Genomic DNA, 16,681 nt, shown 5'->3' with positions numbered 1-16,681 from the left:
GCTTTACTACCTGAAGGATCGCCACGAATTACGCCGCCTCGCCGCGCGATTTGCGAAAAGCCTCAACCCTGGCGGCCATTTGCTGATGGCGCACGCGAACCTGGTGGTTGACGATCAGGGCGCCACCGGCTTTGACTGGATGCACGGCTACGGAGCCAAATTTATCGGTGAAACTTTCGCCTCTGTGCAAGGCCTCCGCAAGGTTCGTGAATTGCGCACTGCACTTTACCGCGTGCAGCTCTTCCGGCGCGAGGCGAATCTTCATGCGCAATCGTCCACGCCCCTGGAAGTTGCCAGCCGCGAGGGTGTTCTGCCATGTGACCACGAAATCTACGGCCGGATTTGCTGGGGTGGCTGCGCTGTCACGCCAGCCCGCGCCCACTCCACGAACGTAACTCGTGAGTTGCCCATCCTTTTGTACCACCGCATTGCTTCTCACGGTCCGAAGGGGCTTGCCAGGTATCGAGTGTCGCCAGAGAAGTTCGAGCGACAGCTTGCGTATCTAAAGCGTCACGGGTATGCCAGCATCGGCCTGGAAGAGTGGGTGTATGCCCTGTCTGCACGCGACGGGCGCCTGCCCGGCAGGCTGGCGTGTCTGACGTTCGATGACGGGTATCGCGATTTTCGCGAGCATGCCTGGCCAGTGTTAAAGCACTATGGCTTTTCAGCGACAGTATTCCTTCCCACGGACTTTATTTCAGGTTACGCAGAATGGGACCGCAGCTTTGGCGAACCGGCGGAGTTGATGTCCTGGGATGACGTTCGCGCTCTGGCGAAGGAGGGGGTCAGATTTGGAGCGCACGGCGTTGGGCATCGCCGCCTGAATTGGCTGAGCGCCGCCGATATGCTTGCTGAAGCGCGTCTTTCACGTGAGAAGATCGCGGCCGAGGTCGGTGGCCCCGTAAACACCATGGCATACCCTTACGGTGCTCACAGCGATTCGGTGCGGCGTGCCATGGAAGAATGCGGCTTTGGCTGTGCCGTGACTACCGGTCCCGGCCTGAGCTGCTTGGGCGATGATCATTTCGGACTCCCGCGCCAGGAGATACTGGGCACCGATAAAATGGAAGATTTCATTGCCAAACTTGGTCCGCCGCAGATCGCAACCGTCAATCGCCGCATCCGGTATTATCTCGATCGCCGAAGACGGCGCAATTTGTGGGCATGAAGAACTCTTCTTGCAGAACCTACCTTTCTGAGCGCCCGACGTCTGCTCGTTCAGGTCCAACCGCCGAGGGCCTTCCCGCAACATCCTTCCTGCATCCTCCCAAAAAATCAGCCTTCCAAACACCCATCATCCAGACTCGCCTCTCCGTGATGCCGCACCTGTCTGTCAGTTAGAAGACTCCCGCTCCTACAATCAAAAGCACGCCCTCCGACGTTCCGCCTACACCGGACGTGTCCGCCGAGGCCGCTGAGCTCAGCGGCCAGAATCCCCGTTCCCTAACAGGTTGTTGAAAAAGGTCACCCGTCATGCTGAGCGATGCGAAGCATCTGCTGTATCTCACTGAAAATGAGCAAAACAGATCCTTCGCTTCGCTCAGGATGACGTGGTACAGAGGGTTTTTCGTCAACCTGCTAAAGCGCTTCAGGAAAGTGTTCGGGGACCAGGTAAACCAGAAGCTCCGCTGCCTGCTGCAAACAGCAGAAACGGGATTAAAGTGCCGAACCGGCAGCTTTTCTTCCGTCGATTTCAGACAAGATCGAAGCGATCCAGGTTCATTACCTTATTCCACGCCGCCACGAAGTCTTTGACAAACGTCTCCTTCGAATCGGCGCATGCATAGACTTCCGCAATCGCCCGGAGCTGGGAGTTTGAACCGAAGACCAGGTCCACGCGGGTGCCCGTCCACTTTGTTTTTCCCGTCTTACGATCGCGCGCCTCGAACACGTTTTCAGATTTAGAGGACGCCTGCCATTCCGTATTCATGTCGAGCAGGTTAACGAAGAAATCGTTTGTCAACGTCTCGGGCCGGTTGGTGAAAACGCCGTGTTTTGACCGCCCGAAATTGGCATTCAGCACACGCAGGCCGCCGACGAGGGCCGTCACCTCGGGAGCGGTCAGTTTCAGCAATTGCGCCCGGTCCACCAGCCGCTCCTCCGCGGACCTGCGGTCGCCATTCCGGACGTAGTAGTTACGAAACCCATCCGCGGTAGGTTCGAGCGGCGCGAAGGACTCCGGGTCGGTCTGTTTCTGAGATGCGTCCGTGCGCCCTGGAGAGAAGGGGACCTTCACACTGTGCCCGGCCCTTTTCGCCGCTTCCTCGATGGCGGCGCATCCGCCCAGAACGATCACGTCAGCCAGCGAGACCTTCTTCCCGCCGGCAAGCGATTGGTTGAAATCCTTTCGAATCGCCTCCAGCTTCTTCAGGACTTTCGCCAGCTCTACAGGCTGGTTCACTTCCCAATCCTTTTGCGGCGCCAGGCGAATCCGCGCCCCGTTAGCCCCGCCGCGTTTGTCGGAGCCGCGGAACGTTGCGGCGGATGCCCAGGCCGTCGAGACCAGTTGGGAAATCGATAACCCGGACGCCAGAATCCTGGCCTTCAGGGCCGCAATGTCCCGAGCCCCGATGAGTTTGTGGTCCACGGCGGGAACAGGGTCTTGCCACAACAGGGACTGCTTGGGAACAAGCGGACCAAGATAGCGCGAGAGAGGCCCCATGTCGCGGTGCGTCAGCTTGAACCACGCCCGAGCAAAGGCGTCGGCGAACTGGTCCGGATGTTCGTAGAAGCGCCGTGAAATCTTTCCGTATTCAGGATCGAGCCGCAAGGCGAGGTCAGTTGTCAGCATGGACGGCGCGCGGCGTTTGGACGGATCATGAGCGTCCGGCACCGTACCGGCGCCTCCATTATTCTTCGGTTTCCACTGGTGCGCACCTGCAGGGCTCTTGGTCAACTCCCATTCGTACTTGAACAGGTTCGCGAAGAAGTTGTTGCTCCATTTCGTAGGCGTTGTGGTCCAGATGACTTCGAGGCCGCTGCCAATCGTATCGCCGGCCTTACCTGTGCCGAATTTGCCCTTCCAGCCGAGACCCTGCTCCTCGATGCCCGCGGCTTCCGGTTCCGGGCCTACCAGTGCCGCAGCGCCGGCGCCGTGAGTCTTGCCAAAGGTGTGGCCGCCGGCAATCAGCGCCACCGTTTCTTCATCGTTCATTGCCATACGGCGGAAGGTTTCGCGAATGTCCCGCGCCGCAGCAATGGGGTCCGGCTTGCCGTTCGGCCCTTCCGGGTTCACGTATATCAGGCCCATCTGGACCGCGCCGAGAGGATCGTCGAGCTCGCGGTCGCCTTTGTAGCGCTCGTCCGCCAGCCATTTGCCTTCCGGGCCCCAGAAGATGTGTTCGTCCGGCTCCCAGGCATCTTCGCGCCCGCCGCCAAAACCGAAGGTTTTGAAGCCCATTGATTCGAGCGCGACGTTGCCTGCGAGAACCATAAGATCAGCCCACGAGATCTTGCGGCCGTATTTCTGCTTGATCGGCCACAGCAGCCGGCGGGCCTTGTCGAGATTCACGTTGTCCGGCCAGCTATTGAGCGGCGCGAAGCGCTGCTGGCCGGTACCGGCGCCCCCACGGCCATCGCCGATGCGGTACGTGCCTGCGCTGTGCCACGCCATGCGTATGAAGAGCGGCCCGTAGTGGCCAAAGTCGGCCGGCCACCATTCCTGAGAATCCGTCATCAGAGCTTCGAGGTCCTTGATGACGGCGTTCAGGTCGAGGCTGTTGAATTCCCTGGCGTAATCGAACTTCTCACCCATCGGGTTGGACAGGCTGGAATGCTGGTGGAGGACCTGAAGGTCCAAGTGGTTTGGCCACCAGTCACGGTTTGTGCGTGCGGGAGTTCCGCCCCCGAACGGGCACTTGCTTTCGGTTGGCAAGGCCTGCTCCTGAATGGCGGGAACAGGCGTCCCCGCCGTGGTGTTGACTTCAATACCCATGTTTGGTCTCCTCCTTGCTTTTTCTTTCGCGCAATGGCCGCCGATCTCCGATTGGTGGCTGGCGCGCTTAATCCGAAATCCACACGATCACGACACTGAGCGGGACGCCCGGCGCGGAGCGCATTTCGCGCAGAGCCCCCGAAAAATGAGTTCTGATTGGCGGAGTATCCTCTTGCCGAGTGAGCGTGCGGCAGGACTGGGCACGTCATACCACTTCACGTCCTCCACTTTCCCGCAGCGGTCACAGACAAAGTGATGATGCCGTACCCCCTTTGCGTCGAACCGCGCGGCCCGACCCTCGACTGCCACTTCACGGACCAGGCCCGCCTGCACCAGGTCCCGCAGATTGTTATAAGTCGTGGCCCGTGAGCAGCGCGGATCGACTCGATTTACGGCTTGGAAGATCTCTGCCGCCGTGGGGTGGCTGGCGCGCTCCGACAGGAACGCCATCACGGCGTAGCGCTGCGGCGTGCATCGCAACCCGCTGCCCTCCAGGGACTTTTTAATCGCCTTTGTGTCCATGAAGTGTTTAGATTAAATCTAAAGTGGCAATTTATCAAGCTACATACCGTCAATGCTGTCGGCACAAAATCCGTGAAATGGTCTTAGTAAGAGTAAGAGATGGTAATCCGGCTTTTCGCTGGATGCCCCGCGCGCCTTCAAGAAATTTGACAGATAACAATGTTGGCGGCGTATGATGACGAACTCTTCTAGGAAATGGAAGAGCACGGTGTGTCTACCCAATGTTACCTGACTGCTTGCCCATCGAGTGTATTAGGGACCTGTTCCTATGGTATGAAATGAACCTGTGCAGAACGCTGCATCGCGATCCCCGCGGTCATCGAGTCCGCTTCCTTCCAGAAACATTTGTCCACTTGGTCAAACTTGTAAATAAATATGGCAAAGAGCCAAAGAACAAACGCCTTGCTCTTGATCATATTCGTTGTGGGCGGATTCAGTTCGCTGCTGGCAGGTTTGACCCTCAAAGGGCACAGGAATTATCTTGGGCTTGTGAGATCGCAAGGAATCCAGACTACATATGCCGAAATTGGCAGTCTCTCGGAAAAGGGGGAGAGGCTTACGTTAAGACGTTCTGCTCAAGCGGTGAGCCTCGGACTCGAGTCATGATCTGCGAACTCGTAGGAGCACTTCGGCAGGTTGTTACGATTTTTCCGAGAGAGCGAATTGGGGAGAAAGAACTACTGGCCAGGATTTGGCCATAAAAGCGAAGGGGCCGCTTGCGCGGCCCGTTCTACCGATATTGTCGCCCTCGGGTGGGGAATAGCTAATCTCTAGGATCAGCGAACTCCATATATATGATCGCACATAGTTGACAAATGTCAAGCAAGTTTTTCATGTAGATGCTTCGGTTTGGTGACAGTGGCCCCTTCAACCACATGTCAGCGTCACAATGAGCTATGTCCATACGGACACGTAGGTGGATTCGCCGGTAGCGACATCTGAAGGGGACCAGTCCGTAATCCCTTCGAAGTCACTTAAATAGTTGGTGGACCTGGAGGGGTTCGAACCCTCGACCTCATGACTGCCAGTCATGCGCGCTCCCAACTGCGCCACAGGCCCAAGCTGGCTCGGAAAGATGAGTCCTTTTCCTTGTAGCATGCGGGGAGCGGAGGTGTCAACGAATTGAACTCCTCCGTCGGACGAATGAAGGACAATGGAGCGACACTCGAGGAAGGAGGGCTGATGGCTTGAACGGCGGCCGGAACACCCCCAATCCGCTGGGGAGGGCTGATCGTTCAGACGATTTCTGAGGACACGTGCTCACGAGCTTCCGGAGGAACGCTAACGCGAGTTTTATTGCGCCGGTGCACGGCGCCCGTTTGCTACCCTTGGGCCGTCAGAGTGTGGATATACAACAAAAAGGAAAAGTGCTAGAGTACACCCCCAGGTAGTCACAGAGAGTGTTACCGGATCGTCCTGCCGGCATGCTTTCCAGGGGTGTGCTCGATGGCGCATAGCGATGACCTCGCAGGTTATGCCGTGCTTGGGTTCGGTCTCGGCCTGTACACGTTTTACAAGGGATTCCGTCAGTATCGAAATTACCTGCTGATTGCTGACACGCCTGAGATCTCCATCCGCGGTGTCCCCATGGGCTTTGTGCAGGTGTATGGAAAGGCCCAGGGGGACAGGACAATCCCGTCTCCGGTCAGCCACACATCCTGCCTTGCTTACAAGGTTGTAATCGAGCGCTGGAAAACTGACTCCGATGACCACGGCGGCCACTGGAGTCACCACCGGACCGATCTCGACGGCGTTGCCTTTTATCTTACCGACGCTACCGGCAAGGTGCTGATCGATGCGCAGGGCGCTGAGCTTGATCTTCCCCAATCCGCCCGTTGCGAGATTGGGTCGGCGAAAAGCCCTGCCACCGGAGTTGCAGCCACACAGCAGGAACTGCTGCAGTACGTTACCCAGGCGGACGCCCATTGGGCCGGAGGCCTGTTCGGGCGCGGGCTGAAGGCTGTAGGTCCGCTCCAGGATGCCAGCAAGGAACAGGCCCGCCAGAGCTTGATGGGGGTTTTCCAGCACGCCCCGGGTTCTCCGGAGTTCCTCGCCGGGATGATGACGATGATGGCTCCGAAAATGAAACAGCACCTGGAGTCGATGGGCCCCCAGTCTGACCCCAACCATGAAATGGCCCGTCAGAATGCGCTCCAGGCGCTCCAGCATCCTGCTGGAAGTCCGGAATTTCTAGAAGGATTGCAGCGCGCCCAACAGATGGTGGCGAAACCTGGCGACGGCAATCCCTTCGACGTGATTTCGAAAACGCTGAGCGGTATGGGAGGGCCGAATTCGAGCTTTTTTGGCGCTGCCAGCGGGCGCTACCGCTTCACGGAATTTTGCGTCGTCCCGGGCAGCCTTTACGACATCAGTGGCACCTGCATCGAGAATCCGGACCCCAAGGACGCTAACGACCACAATTTGATCGTCAAGGGCACAGCCGAAAAAGAATTCCTCATCTCGTCCAAGGCCCAGAAGGAGCTGGAAAGCAGCCTGCGACGGCGCGCTTTCCTGACGGTCCTTGGCGGCGCGGCCCTGTCGGTGGTCTGCCTGGCCATTCTGCTGGGCAAGCTGGGGCTGCTGTGAGGTTTCTGGGGCCGGCATGACGTTGTGTCATTCGCGTCGAAGTCATGGACGTCCGTCTTGTTAGGAGCAACTAATCGCGAAAGGCCGCAAAGAAAACCATTGTGGCTCAGGAATTGATCGCCAGGAGGATTGCATGCGAAAACTAGCATTGTGGACCCTGCTGTGCTTGTCCGCTTCTTTAGTTTGGGCAGATGGAAAATATCAGCCGCTCAACGTCAGATTGGGCACCTGGGAGACCACCTTCACCTCCGCCGTCAGCGGTGCTCCGCCTGTGCCTCAGGAGATGATCGATAAGATGACTCCTGAACAGCGGGCCAGGTTCGACGCGGCAATGAGTAAGATGGCCTCCGGAACCCCCAGGACCCGCACCTCGAAATCCTGCCTGACCAAAGAGAAGCTGGAGAAGGACCCGTTTAACGACAGGCAGTCCTGCGCCGAAAAAGTCCTGACCTCCACAAGCAGCAAGATGGAAATCGAGGAGATTTGCAACGAAGAGAACGCCAAGTCCGACTCCAAGGTACGCATCGAGGCCACGGACTCAGAAAACGTGAAGGGCTGGGTGCAAACCGTTGTGACCGGCAGCGGCAAGACCATGAACGTCAACGGCGCCTTCACGTCAAAATGGGTGGGCGCGGCCTGTCAAGAGAAACACTGACCCATAGTGAATACCTGGCAGCCCGGGCCGCGGATGTGGACCATCTATTCCGAGGTCTGGCCCCTTTTGTGGTATAATCATTGTGCGCTTAACACCACGGTTGCGTGGTGCGATTGCTCCGATTGATTACACATCCGATCTGAGAAGTCCCGCCTTAAGTTTTCCGTATGTTTTTAGCGTAAATCAATGAACTCTGGCCTTACCGGTTCGCGCGTGTGCAGACTCAAGTCGCGCGCAATCGGATGCCAGTAAGAGAGAAGATTACACTCGTGCAGAATTTTGCAGAATTACCGATTTCAGATTACACCAAAGAGCGTTTGTCTCGGGCGGGCTTTTCCACGCCCACGCCCGTGCAGGCGGCAGCCATCCCGCATGTGCTCGCAGGCAAAGACGTGCTCGCCACGGCGCAAACCGGGACAGGGAAGACATTGGCATTCCTCGTTCCCATCATGGAGCACCTGTTGCAACACAAGGTGCCGGGCGTAGCGGCGCTCATTCTGGTGCCCACCCGCGAACTTGCCATGCAGGTTGCAGAAGATTATGACCGGCTCCGGGGCAAGCAGCTAGCCGCTGCAGCCGTCGTGGTGGGAGGGCTGTCTGAAGCGAACCAACTCAGTTTGCTTCGCAAAGGAGTGCGGCTCGTTGTGGCCACACCCGGCCGGCTCGAAGACTTCCTTGATCGCAAGCTCGTCGACTTCCGGGCGTTGCGAATCCTCGTTCTGGATGAAGCCGATCGAATGCTGGACATGGGTTTCCTTCCAGCGATCCGCAGGATTGCGGCCGTGCTTCCCACCAGGCGGCAGACGCTCTTCTTTTCCGCAACGCTCGAAGTTTCAGCGGCCCAGTTGGTGGATAACTACTTGAAGGACCCCGTGCGCCTCGCCTTTGGGTCGGTCTTGAAACCCTCGGAAAACGTTCGCGTCCAGGCGCTGGAAGTTTCCCACCACGGCAAGCCCGTGCTATTGCGCCAATTACTGGCCCGGGAAACGGGGCGGTGCCTGATTTTTGTCCGGACCAAGCGCGGCGCGGAGCGCCTGGCCAGGACATTGACCCGCAGCGGCTTTACGGCCGCGATGATCCACGGCGACCGCTCGCAGTCGCAGCGGAACGCGGCGCTGGCTGGCTTCCAGGAGGGGCGATATCGCATCCTGGTAGCCACAGACCTGGCTTCCCGCGGGATTCATGTTCAGGACATCGCGCACGTCATCAATTACGACTTGCCCGACGTCGCCGAGAACTTCATCCATCGCGTGGGGCGCACCGGCCGCGCCGGACGTCAGGGGGTCGCTTCCACGCTCTTCTCCAGTGATCAGCGGACGGACCTGTTTCTGCTGGAGCGGGCGCTGGGCATTCAGATGGAGCGCCCGCAGGCTGCATCGGGCCTGCCCCCGACGCAGGCGCGTCCTCCCAAGCGCCAATCGACCACACCAGCGCAGTTCCGGCTGACTCCTCTTCCTGGAGAAGTCCTGCAAGTACAGACGTAGCTTCCGGCTCATGGCGGGGGCTGGCGCTGGCACGGGTGACGTCCGCCATTGCGGGATTCCGCTGTTTGGAATGTATGCGCCGTCGCATAAAGATCCTTGCCCCACCCGTCGCGAGGTCGCGCATTATCACAAGCCGGGCAGGGCATCGGAGTAGGACTCGACTGCTGCTGAATTGCATACATCGCAAAGCCGGCGCGCCAGCCGGCGACACAAGCCCTCCGGCCAGCTCGCGGGCCCGCGACGCGGCTACTGCGGCTGGGGCAGGTATGGTGAGAGCTTTACGGCGGTGTTCCAGTCCACCACGCCCGACGGCTCCAGCCCGTTGGCGGTTTGGAACGCTTTCAGCGCGTCGCGCGTCGGCACGTCAACGACTCCATTGATGGGGCCGCTGTAGACGCCCGCCGTGGCCAGCGCCTGCTGGATCTCTTTCCTGCCGTCAGGCGTGGTGTTGAGCCAGGACCCGAGCGCGACGCTCATCGCGGGCTGGGCCCGGAAGGTCACGGGCCTGAGGTGCCGGGGCAGCGACGGCCAGAGCTTCATGGCCGTCCGCAAATCGAACTCACCTGTCTGCGGCAAGTCCGCGACCTGCTGGAAACGCTTCAGAGCGGCAACGGCATTCGCATCCCAACTGGTGGTCGGCGGGGTGCTCAGATAGCCCAGGTTCGCCAGCGTCTGCTGGATTTCCCGGTTCCCCTCGGGCATGTGCGCGCGCTGCAGCCAGCCCGCGGGGTAGATATCCCGCGGCGGCAAAGCCCTTGCGGGCACCGGGGCCGGCGTCGGGGGCCGCGGCGGCTCGCGGTAGGGCAGGCCGACGACGCTGACGCCATAGTCGTAGCCGCAGTCGGGCTCGCAGACACCGTGGAAAAGCACCCGCACGACGCCGATGTTGGGCCTCGGCGACATCAAGTCCGCGATCGCGCGCCAGGCCGACACATTCTCGGCCCCCAGTTCGGGTGGTTGCTCCCCGGGCTTGGGCGTGTGCGTGTCGATGGGGTACTGCAGCAGACTGACAGAGAACTTAGCTCCCGACGTCTGGTTCAACTGCTGCAGGATTAAATTGAGCATCTCTGCGGGCCACCGACGCGCCTTGGGGATGGATATCCTCGTGCTCAGGAAATCGGGCTGGGCCACCATTTTCCCTGACCGGTCACGCGCATAGGTGGGGTAGACCTCCCAGCGCGCGCCGTAAGGCATCTCGAGCTTCCGGACCGCGAAGATCTCCCCGCCCTGCTCGGCGAATTGATGGAGCACCTCCTGGATGAGCCCTTCTACCCCCTCCTGCGGCCTCGTGGTCGCTGCCGCGCAGCCGGCTGCGCCAGTTTTGCACTGGTATATGGGCGCCACGCCCTCGGGCGTTCCTGCCACCTGCCAGTAGTGCACGGAAATGGTCCTGGTCTTGGGGCCCTGATACGGCCGCATGAGCGGCTTACCGCGATACGAGCGGTAAAGCTGGAGGTCCTGCGGAGCCACGTACGGGGGGTCCATGTAGTCGATCAGGACGCCGTACCTTTGCTCGATCACGTCCATTGCGCTGGCTACGGGCTGGATCCCCGTCACCTCGATTGTTTCGAATGCAGGGCCCTCCGGTGCCGCCTGTGCCCGCGCCCGCCCGGCGCAAAGGAAAACAGCAAGGATGCCTGCCCCGGCGACGGCCATCCGACTGAACGCTACGTTTGTACGTGTCATTTGCATTTCCCCCTACCGGTGTTGGGATAGGGCTCGCATGCTGTAACCAACATGCCCTGGCCGGGCGCGATGCCCACGAACAAATCATTCGGCGTGATTTCAGCCGGCATCTGAGTGTCCGTGATCCAGGGAACCCAGACCGGCCCCGTGCGAGTGTCGATGTAGAGATCCTGGGGGGTGTTAATCACGCACGTTTGACCGTTGGGCCCGTAGTAATTCTGGTAGTAGGAGACCCACGTGCTGCCCATGCCGATCTGGTCGGGTCCCCATTCGCCTTGTGGGTCCACGTACCACCCACCGCCGTTCAACGTGGTGGCGGTCACCTTGGGCGGATCGATCTGGCCGTAGTAGCACCCGTCACTCGCCCCGGCGCCATCCGACTGCTCGTAGACAAATCTCCCGGTGTAACCGGCGACGAAGCTGTTCAAAGGGGGAAAGGTGCGGTCCCAGGCCTTGGCAGTGGGCAAAGACCCCTCGATGGTCGACCACGGCGACAGGGGAGTGACCGTTTCGCTCGGTGGCATATCCGTCGCGCTCTTGAACAGCGGCGGTACGATTTCGTAGTAGTAGGGGCCCTCCTTCGCGCTCATGCCGAAATGGATAAAGTTCTGCGTGGGAACCGGGGGGTGTCCCCGGAGTGCAGGTGACCCCGTAGTTGAGGCCTTGCGAGGTCACGTCGCCGGAGCCGAGAACCAGCCACTCGATGCCGTTGGGGCTCTGGTTGCCGAACGCCACACATAGTGCGAGGTCGCCGTACTGGTCAAGCGTCCCGGACACGTTGTTATATTGGCCCCAGATGTTGTCCACCTCGCTGCCGGTTATCGGCCAAGTGCCGTTGGTGGTGTTTAGAGGCCCCTGGTTGAGCGTGAGCGTCATCGTCTCGTCGCCGTCGTCGTAGTTCCACGTCCCCTGCACGTACTCCGGCGGCCACGCCGTCATGTTCTTCAGCGCAGCCGCCGTGTAAACGGGCGGATCCACTGTCGCGATGTTGAACGTAGCGTTGATCTTGTCGTTACCGCAATAAATGCCCACGTAATCAGGCGGCGGGGTCGGGCAGTTGGCCTCCTTATAGGTGTCGTCGGAGCCATAGCTTTGCGAGTTGACCACCAGTTTGTCTGAGATAGCGTCAAACGGGACGCGGAACGCAATCTCGGCGTCCGTCCAGAACAAGATGTCGGTTATCGTCGTCTGAGTATTGCCGGTTACTGGGTCGACAAGTTTGATGCTTCCGGTTCCCTGAGTGTCGCCAAAGCAGTAGCCCTTAATGTACACCACCGTGACGCCGGGGAGGGCAACCTGCGGCGAGATGCTCTCGATGTGCGTCGTGCCCGTAACCGGGAGGGTGCAACATAGGGGTTCGTAACAGGTAGCGTGGGCCGCCACAGGAAACAGGAATGCAGCGAACGCGACGACAAGTAGGGGAGCCGACACCGAGCGGAATCTTGGCATAACGACCTCCTTCTGGAACCTGACGCTCTTTCGGACGCCGACAGGAACTGGTCCGAGGCTTCAATCCGCGCCGGACGTTTCAGGCTTGCCGGCACCCAGGTACTAGTCGAGCAGATGTCGAACTAGTACACCTACGCGGAGCGGCTTGTCAAGGAAAAAATCCAGAAGTGTCGTCAGCACATAAAGTGTCTGGGTGAGTTAGCGTTTAATCTACCCCACTCAAGGCGCCAAGGAGTGCCGGGCATGAGGAGGGCAGGCATGTACCCTCAGCTTTTGAACTGCTTGAATTAAAGGGCCATCGAAGTGTAGCCTGAATGATCAGCTAATCTGACACTGGGAGTCCTGATGCTCGACTTAGGTTTCATTCGAAGCAACCTCAGCCTGGTCCGCGAGAAGATGAAGGACCGCGGGATGGCGGGAATTCTGTCCGATTTCGAGGTCCTCGATGCGGAGCGCCGCAAGTTGCTATCTGAAGCAGAGGGTTTGAAGGCCCGGCGCAACACCGTGTCAGACGAAATTGCTGTGTTGAAGAAGCAGAAGCAGGATGCCTCCGGCCTGATTGCTCAGATGAAGCAGGTGAGCGTCGAAATTCAGCAACTTGATGAGCAGGCCAAAGCCGCAGACGAGAAACTTCGCGACCTTCTGCGCAACGTGCCAAACATTCCTCACGAGACGGTCCCCATCGGGCGCGGCTCGGAAGATAACCAGGAAATCCGGCGCTGGAGTGAACCTCGCAAGTTTAACTTTGAACCCAAGGCACACTGGGACCTGGGTCCGGCTCTGGGCATTCTCGATTTCGAGCGGGCCGCCAAGATTGCCGGCGCCCGTTTTGCAGTCTATTACGGAGTGGGTGCGAAGCTGGAGCGGGCGCTGGCCCAGTTTATGCTGGACCTTCATACGCGCGAACATGGATACACCGAAGTCTTTCCTCCGTTCCTGGTGAACTCTGAGAGCATGTTCGGCACCGGACAGTTGCCGAAGTTTGCCGAGGACTCGTTCAAGCTGCAGGGTACGGATTACTGGTTGATCCCTACGGCGGAAGTTCCGGTTACCAACCTCTTCCGGGACGAAGTGCTGGAAGCTGAAAGTCTTCCAGTGAAGTTCTGCGCCTGGACGGCTTGTTTCCGCAGTGAGGCCGGCTCTTACGGCAAAGACACGCGAGGCATCATTCGCCAGCACCAGTTCCAAAAAGTCGAACTTGTTAAATTCGCTTTACCCGACAACTCTTACGACGAACTCGAATCCCTCACCCGCGACGCCGAGACCGTTCTTCAAAAACTTGAACTGCCATACCGAGTTGTCGCCCTCTCGACGGGCGATCTCGGATTCAGCTCAGCCAAGACCTACGACCTGGAAGTCTGGCTTCCATCCAGCGGTGAATACAAGGAGATCTCTTCCTGCTCCAATTTCGAATCCTTCCAGGCGCGCCGAGCGAACTTGCGTTTCAAGCGGGGCAAGGGGGGGAAGACGGAACTGCTCCACACGTTGAACGGGAGCGGACTTGCGGTTGGGCGCACCTGGCTGGCGGTGCTGGAAAACTATCAGCAGGAGGACGGTTCCGTGATTGTTCCGCACGTGCTAAGGCCGTACCTTGACGGACTGGAGCGGATCACTCCGCGAAAGTGACTCCTGCGGATTGCGGCTTGGCAGCGGACTTTAACCGCGCCGGTGGCTGCTTTTTGCAGGCCGCCCCGCCGGTCCTGGCATGTACTTGTGGAACGCGCCGGGCTCATGCTGGTGCTCAAACTGAACGGTGGTGTGGGTAATGCCGAATTCACTCGCCACGATTTCCCGGATCTGGTGCGCAATCGTCTCGTTTTCCGAAGTTGCCATATCCAGAATACCAACGTGGCAGGACATGGCGTGAGATTCCGATCCCAGGCTCCAGACGTGGACGTCGTGCACTTCGCGGACGCCAGGGACCCGCAGGACCGCGGTCGCAATGCCATCCAGGCTCATTCCTTTGGGAAGGCTTTCGAGCAGGATGTTTGAAGATTCCATGATGATACCTAATGCGCCCCAGAAGATCATTCCGGCAATCAGGAATCCGAGCAGTGGATCGATCAGAGGCTGGCCGGTGTAACGGATCAGAAATGCCCCCACGATAATCGCCACATTCGAGAGGGCGTCACCAAGATTGTGAATGAAGACTGAGCGAATGTTCAGGTCGTGGGCTTCGCGAACCAGACCAAGAGTAATACTCCCGTTGATGACAAGCGCGACGACTCCAACGATGAGCATCGGACCGACCGCGACTTGCTGGGGTTGGATGACGCGTTCGTAACCCTCGAAGCAGATGTATATCGCAACCGCTATCAGAATCAGTCCGTTGACAAACGCCGCCAGTACTCCCGCGCGCTGATAACCATAAGTCTTGCGGTAGTCAGGCGGCTTCCGCTCAAGATAGAGAGCAAGCCAGGAGAAGATCAGCGTGGGAATGTCCGTCAGGTTATGCCAGCCGTCACTGATCAGGGCCAGGCTGTGGGCCAGGTGTCCCGCTACGAACTCCGTGACGACGAGGCCGATCGTGACCACCACGGCCGCTTTCACCACCCATCCTCTTGACGGCTTATGGTTGTGAACGTGCATCCTTGCCTCTCTTTTGGGATTTTATTCCAGAGCCCCGGCCTCCGCAACCGGCGGACGTGCAGAATGCCGGATGGACCGAGGAATGCAAAGCCACAGTTGCGCAACTGCGGGGACCGGCAGCGGCGTCCGACCCGCAGGCAGAAAACTTGTTTCTATCTCTGGCCATCCAGGCAGTGGAGCTAGTTAGTGCGTCTAACGGACCATTACGTATTTGTGGGCCATGGAGTGCGGCGGCTTGCCGCCGCTTTGCGCAGGGCCCGTTCGTTTGCGCTCCAATTTTTGGCCTCTCCTCAAGGGCAAACGGCGGGCCGAGGGCGGGAGCAAGCTCCCGCACTCCAAAAACGGCTTCGCCATACGTAATGCGGATTACGACGCGCTACAAGGGGGCTGCGGGCCAGCGCATTGCTCCTTTTCCTCCAAACGGTCCGCAATTAATATTATAATTTTCGAGTGGGCGATTCTGGGCCCAGTCCGGCCGTGCAGAAGAGACTGTGGACCTGGAGGCCGAAAGATGGCTAAAGAAACAGGTTTTCCAATCCGGGCGTGGGGTTTTTCAGCCGCTCTCCTCCCCCTGGCCTTTCTGGGGCTGTTGATCATGGCTTCCTCCGCCGTGCGAGGCCAGCAAGGCTCCTCAGAGGCGGCTGGGGCAGCACCTTCCGGGACCAAAAATAACTCCGGCAGCGCTCTCGGCTCCGCCAATAATGCGAACGGCGGCAATAGCAGTATTAAGGTGAAAGTAGAAGTCGTCAACGTTCCCGTCACGGTGCTCGACAAGCGCGGCAATCCAGTGATCGACCTCACCCAGAACGATTTTAGAATATTCGAGGACGGAAAAGCCCAAAGTATCCGCTACTTCACCAGTGAATCGATGCCGCCCCTTCGCATCGGCCTGCTGGTCGACACGAGCAACAGCGCCCGCTTTGATCTGAAATTCGAAGAAGACGCGGCCAGCGAATTTGCTTACACCATGCTGCGCGGTCTCAACAGCAAGAACCAGGTTTTCCTGGAAACGTTTGACGCCGGCAGTTCCGTTGTTCAGGATTTCACCAACAATCCTGACGATATCAACGAGAAGCTGAAAAAGCTGAAGGCCGGCGGCGGCAAAGCCGTATATGACGCCATTTACGAAGCCTGTGAGCACGTTATTACCAAGGCCGGTCCTCGCGAGCAGACGAGGAGGGTACTGGTCCTCATCAGTGATGGCATCGACGTTGGAAGCAAGCATTCGCTGGAAGAGGCAATCTCCATGGCGCACCGGGCGGAGACAGCTATCTACTCCGTCGGAAACACCGCCAATGGGTTTGACAATCCTGGCGAAAAATATCTGGAACGGGTGGCGGAAGACACAGGGGGCACGGCGTTCTTTCCGCAACGGAAGACTCCCGGCACGGACTATCTTACCGGTTACCTGTCTCACGGCCAGTTTGACAAGCTGGAGCAAAACAAAGGGCTGAATGCCGAAACCGGGATTTATACCGCCGAGAAAATGATCGCCCTGGCCGACTCACTCGAGGCCATCCGGCGGCAGTTGACCAACCAGTACCTGATCGGCTATAGGCCGGCGGATGACACACTCGACGGGACCTACCGCAAGATCCGCGTTGTCGCGCAACGCAAGGGTGTGACCGTCCGCTACAAACCGGGATACTTTGCCACCGGCGACCAGTAAAACAGACCGTCCAGCCATTGCTCGACTTCCACGCCCCGCTGAGCCAACCTCAGTTCCTCTTTTCTCATCCCCAAGCTTCTACCACTCCCACCGGAACATTCTACTTT

Annotated in this window: 12 protein-coding genes and 1 tRNA gene; 6 read left to right on the top strand and 7 right to left on the bottom strand. The window is 59.0% G+C overall.

What is annotated here, in order from left to right:
- The coding region (locus VFQ24_13475) for a polysaccharide deacetylase family protein (protein ID HET9179361.1) at positions 1-1,168 on the top strand (1,168 nt) is incomplete at its 5' end.
- Positions 1,169-1,693: 525 nt separating this feature from the next.
- Here VFQ24_13475 and katG read toward each other — a convergent pair.
- The 3 genes from katG to VFQ24_13460 all read right to left on the bottom strand — a co-directional run bounded on the left by katG (position 1,694) and on the right by VFQ24_13460 (position 5,515).
- Positions 1,694-3,874, bottom strand: a complete 2,181-nt coding sequence (katG, locus tag VFQ24_13470; protein HET9179360.1) for a catalase/peroxidase HPI — start codon at positions 3,872-3,874, stop codon at positions 1,694-1,696.
- 147 nt (positions 3,875-4,021) lie between these two features.
- A complete protein-coding gene (locus VFQ24_13465) occupies positions 4,022-4,456 on the bottom strand; it encodes a transcriptional repressor (protein HET9179359.1) in 435 nt (144 codons plus the stop codon).
- 983 nt (positions 4,457-5,439) lie between these two features.
- Positions 5,440-5,515, bottom strand: a tRNA-Ala gene (locus tag VFQ24_13460).
- A 387-nt stretch (positions 5,516-5,902) separates the two neighbouring features.
- On the opposite strand from VFQ24_13460, the gene VFQ24_13455 reads away from it, so the two are divergent.
- The 3 genes from VFQ24_13455 (at position 5,903) to VFQ24_13445 (ending at position 9,181) form a co-directional block, all read left to right on the top strand.
- Positions 5,903-7,042, top strand: coding sequence for a hypothetical protein (locus VFQ24_13455; protein ID HET9179358.1), 1,140 nt, complete (start codon positions 5,903-5,905; stop codon positions 7,040-7,042).
- 133 nt (positions 7,043-7,175) lie between these two features.
- Positions 7,176-7,697 (top strand): DUF3617 family protein, encoded by a 522-nt coding sequence (locus tag VFQ24_13450; GenBank protein HET9179357.1) that lies wholly within the window; start codon positions 7,176-7,178, stop codon positions 7,695-7,697.
- Positions 7,698-7,966: 269 nt separating this feature from the next.
- Complete coding sequence (locus VFQ24_13445; GenBank protein ID HET9179356.1) at positions 7,967-9,181, top strand: DEAD/DEAH box helicase; 1,215 nt, start codon at positions 7,967-7,969, stop codon at positions 9,179-9,181.
- Between the two features lie 246 nt (positions 9,182-9,427).
- On the opposite strand, the gene VFQ24_13440 is transcribed toward VFQ24_13445, so the two are convergent.
- Genes VFQ24_13440 through VFQ24_13430 form a run of 3 tightly spaced genes read right to left on the bottom strand, consistent with a single transcriptional unit; the run spans position 9,428 to position 12,316 of the window.
- Positions 9,428-10,867: a peptidoglycan-binding domain-containing protein gene (locus tag VFQ24_13440; GenBank protein ID HET9179355.1), complete on the bottom strand. Its 1,440-nt coding sequence runs from the start codon at positions 10,865-10,867 to the stop codon at positions 9,428-9,430.
- Positions 10,864-11,295, bottom strand: coding sequence for a hypothetical protein (locus tag VFQ24_13435; protein ID HET9179354.1), 432 nt, complete (start codon positions 11,293-11,295; stop codon positions 10,864-10,866). The genes VFQ24_13440 and VFQ24_13435 overlap by 4 nt, the downstream gene beginning before the upstream one ends.
- A complete protein-coding gene (locus tag VFQ24_13430; GenBank protein HET9179353.1) occupies positions 11,225-12,316 on the bottom strand; it encodes a hypothetical protein in 1,092 nt (363 codons plus the stop codon). The genes VFQ24_13435 and VFQ24_13430 overlap by 71 nt, the downstream gene beginning before the upstream one ends.
- Before the next feature lie 345 nt (positions 12,317-12,661).
- Between VFQ24_13430 and serS the strand changes: the two genes are divergently transcribed.
- The gene (gene serS / locus VFQ24_13425; GenBank protein ID HET9179352.1) at positions 12,662-13,942 is read left to right on the top strand and encodes a serine--tRNA ligase; all 1,281 of its coding nucleotides are present in this window, start codon (positions 12,662-12,664) and stop codon (positions 13,940-13,942) included.
- 30 nt (positions 13,943-13,972) lie between these two features.
- Here the strand turns inward: serS and VFQ24_13420 are convergent, their stop codons facing one another.
- Positions 13,973-14,905: a cation diffusion facilitator family transporter gene (locus VFQ24_13420; GenBank protein HET9179351.1), complete on the bottom strand. Its 933-nt coding sequence runs from the start codon at positions 14,903-14,905 to the stop codon at positions 13,973-13,975.
- Positions 14,906-15,416: 511 nt separating this feature from the next.
- Between VFQ24_13420 and VFQ24_13415 the strand changes: the two genes are divergently transcribed.
- Positions 15,417-16,574 carry a VWA domain-containing protein gene (locus tag VFQ24_13415; GenBank protein ID HET9179350.1) on the top strand — a complete coding sequence of 386 codons (1,158 nt, stop codon included), beginning with the start codon at positions 15,417-15,419 and terminating at the stop codon, positions 16,572-16,574.
- The last annotated feature ends 107 nt before the right edge of the window (positions 16,575-16,681 follow it).

This window comes from Terriglobia bacterium, assembly GCA_035712365.1.
Taxonomy (GTDB): domain Bacteria; phylum Acidobacteriota; class Terriglobia; order UBA7540; family UBA7540; genus SCRD01.
This window is presented reverse-complemented; position numbering and strand designations above follow the sequence as displayed.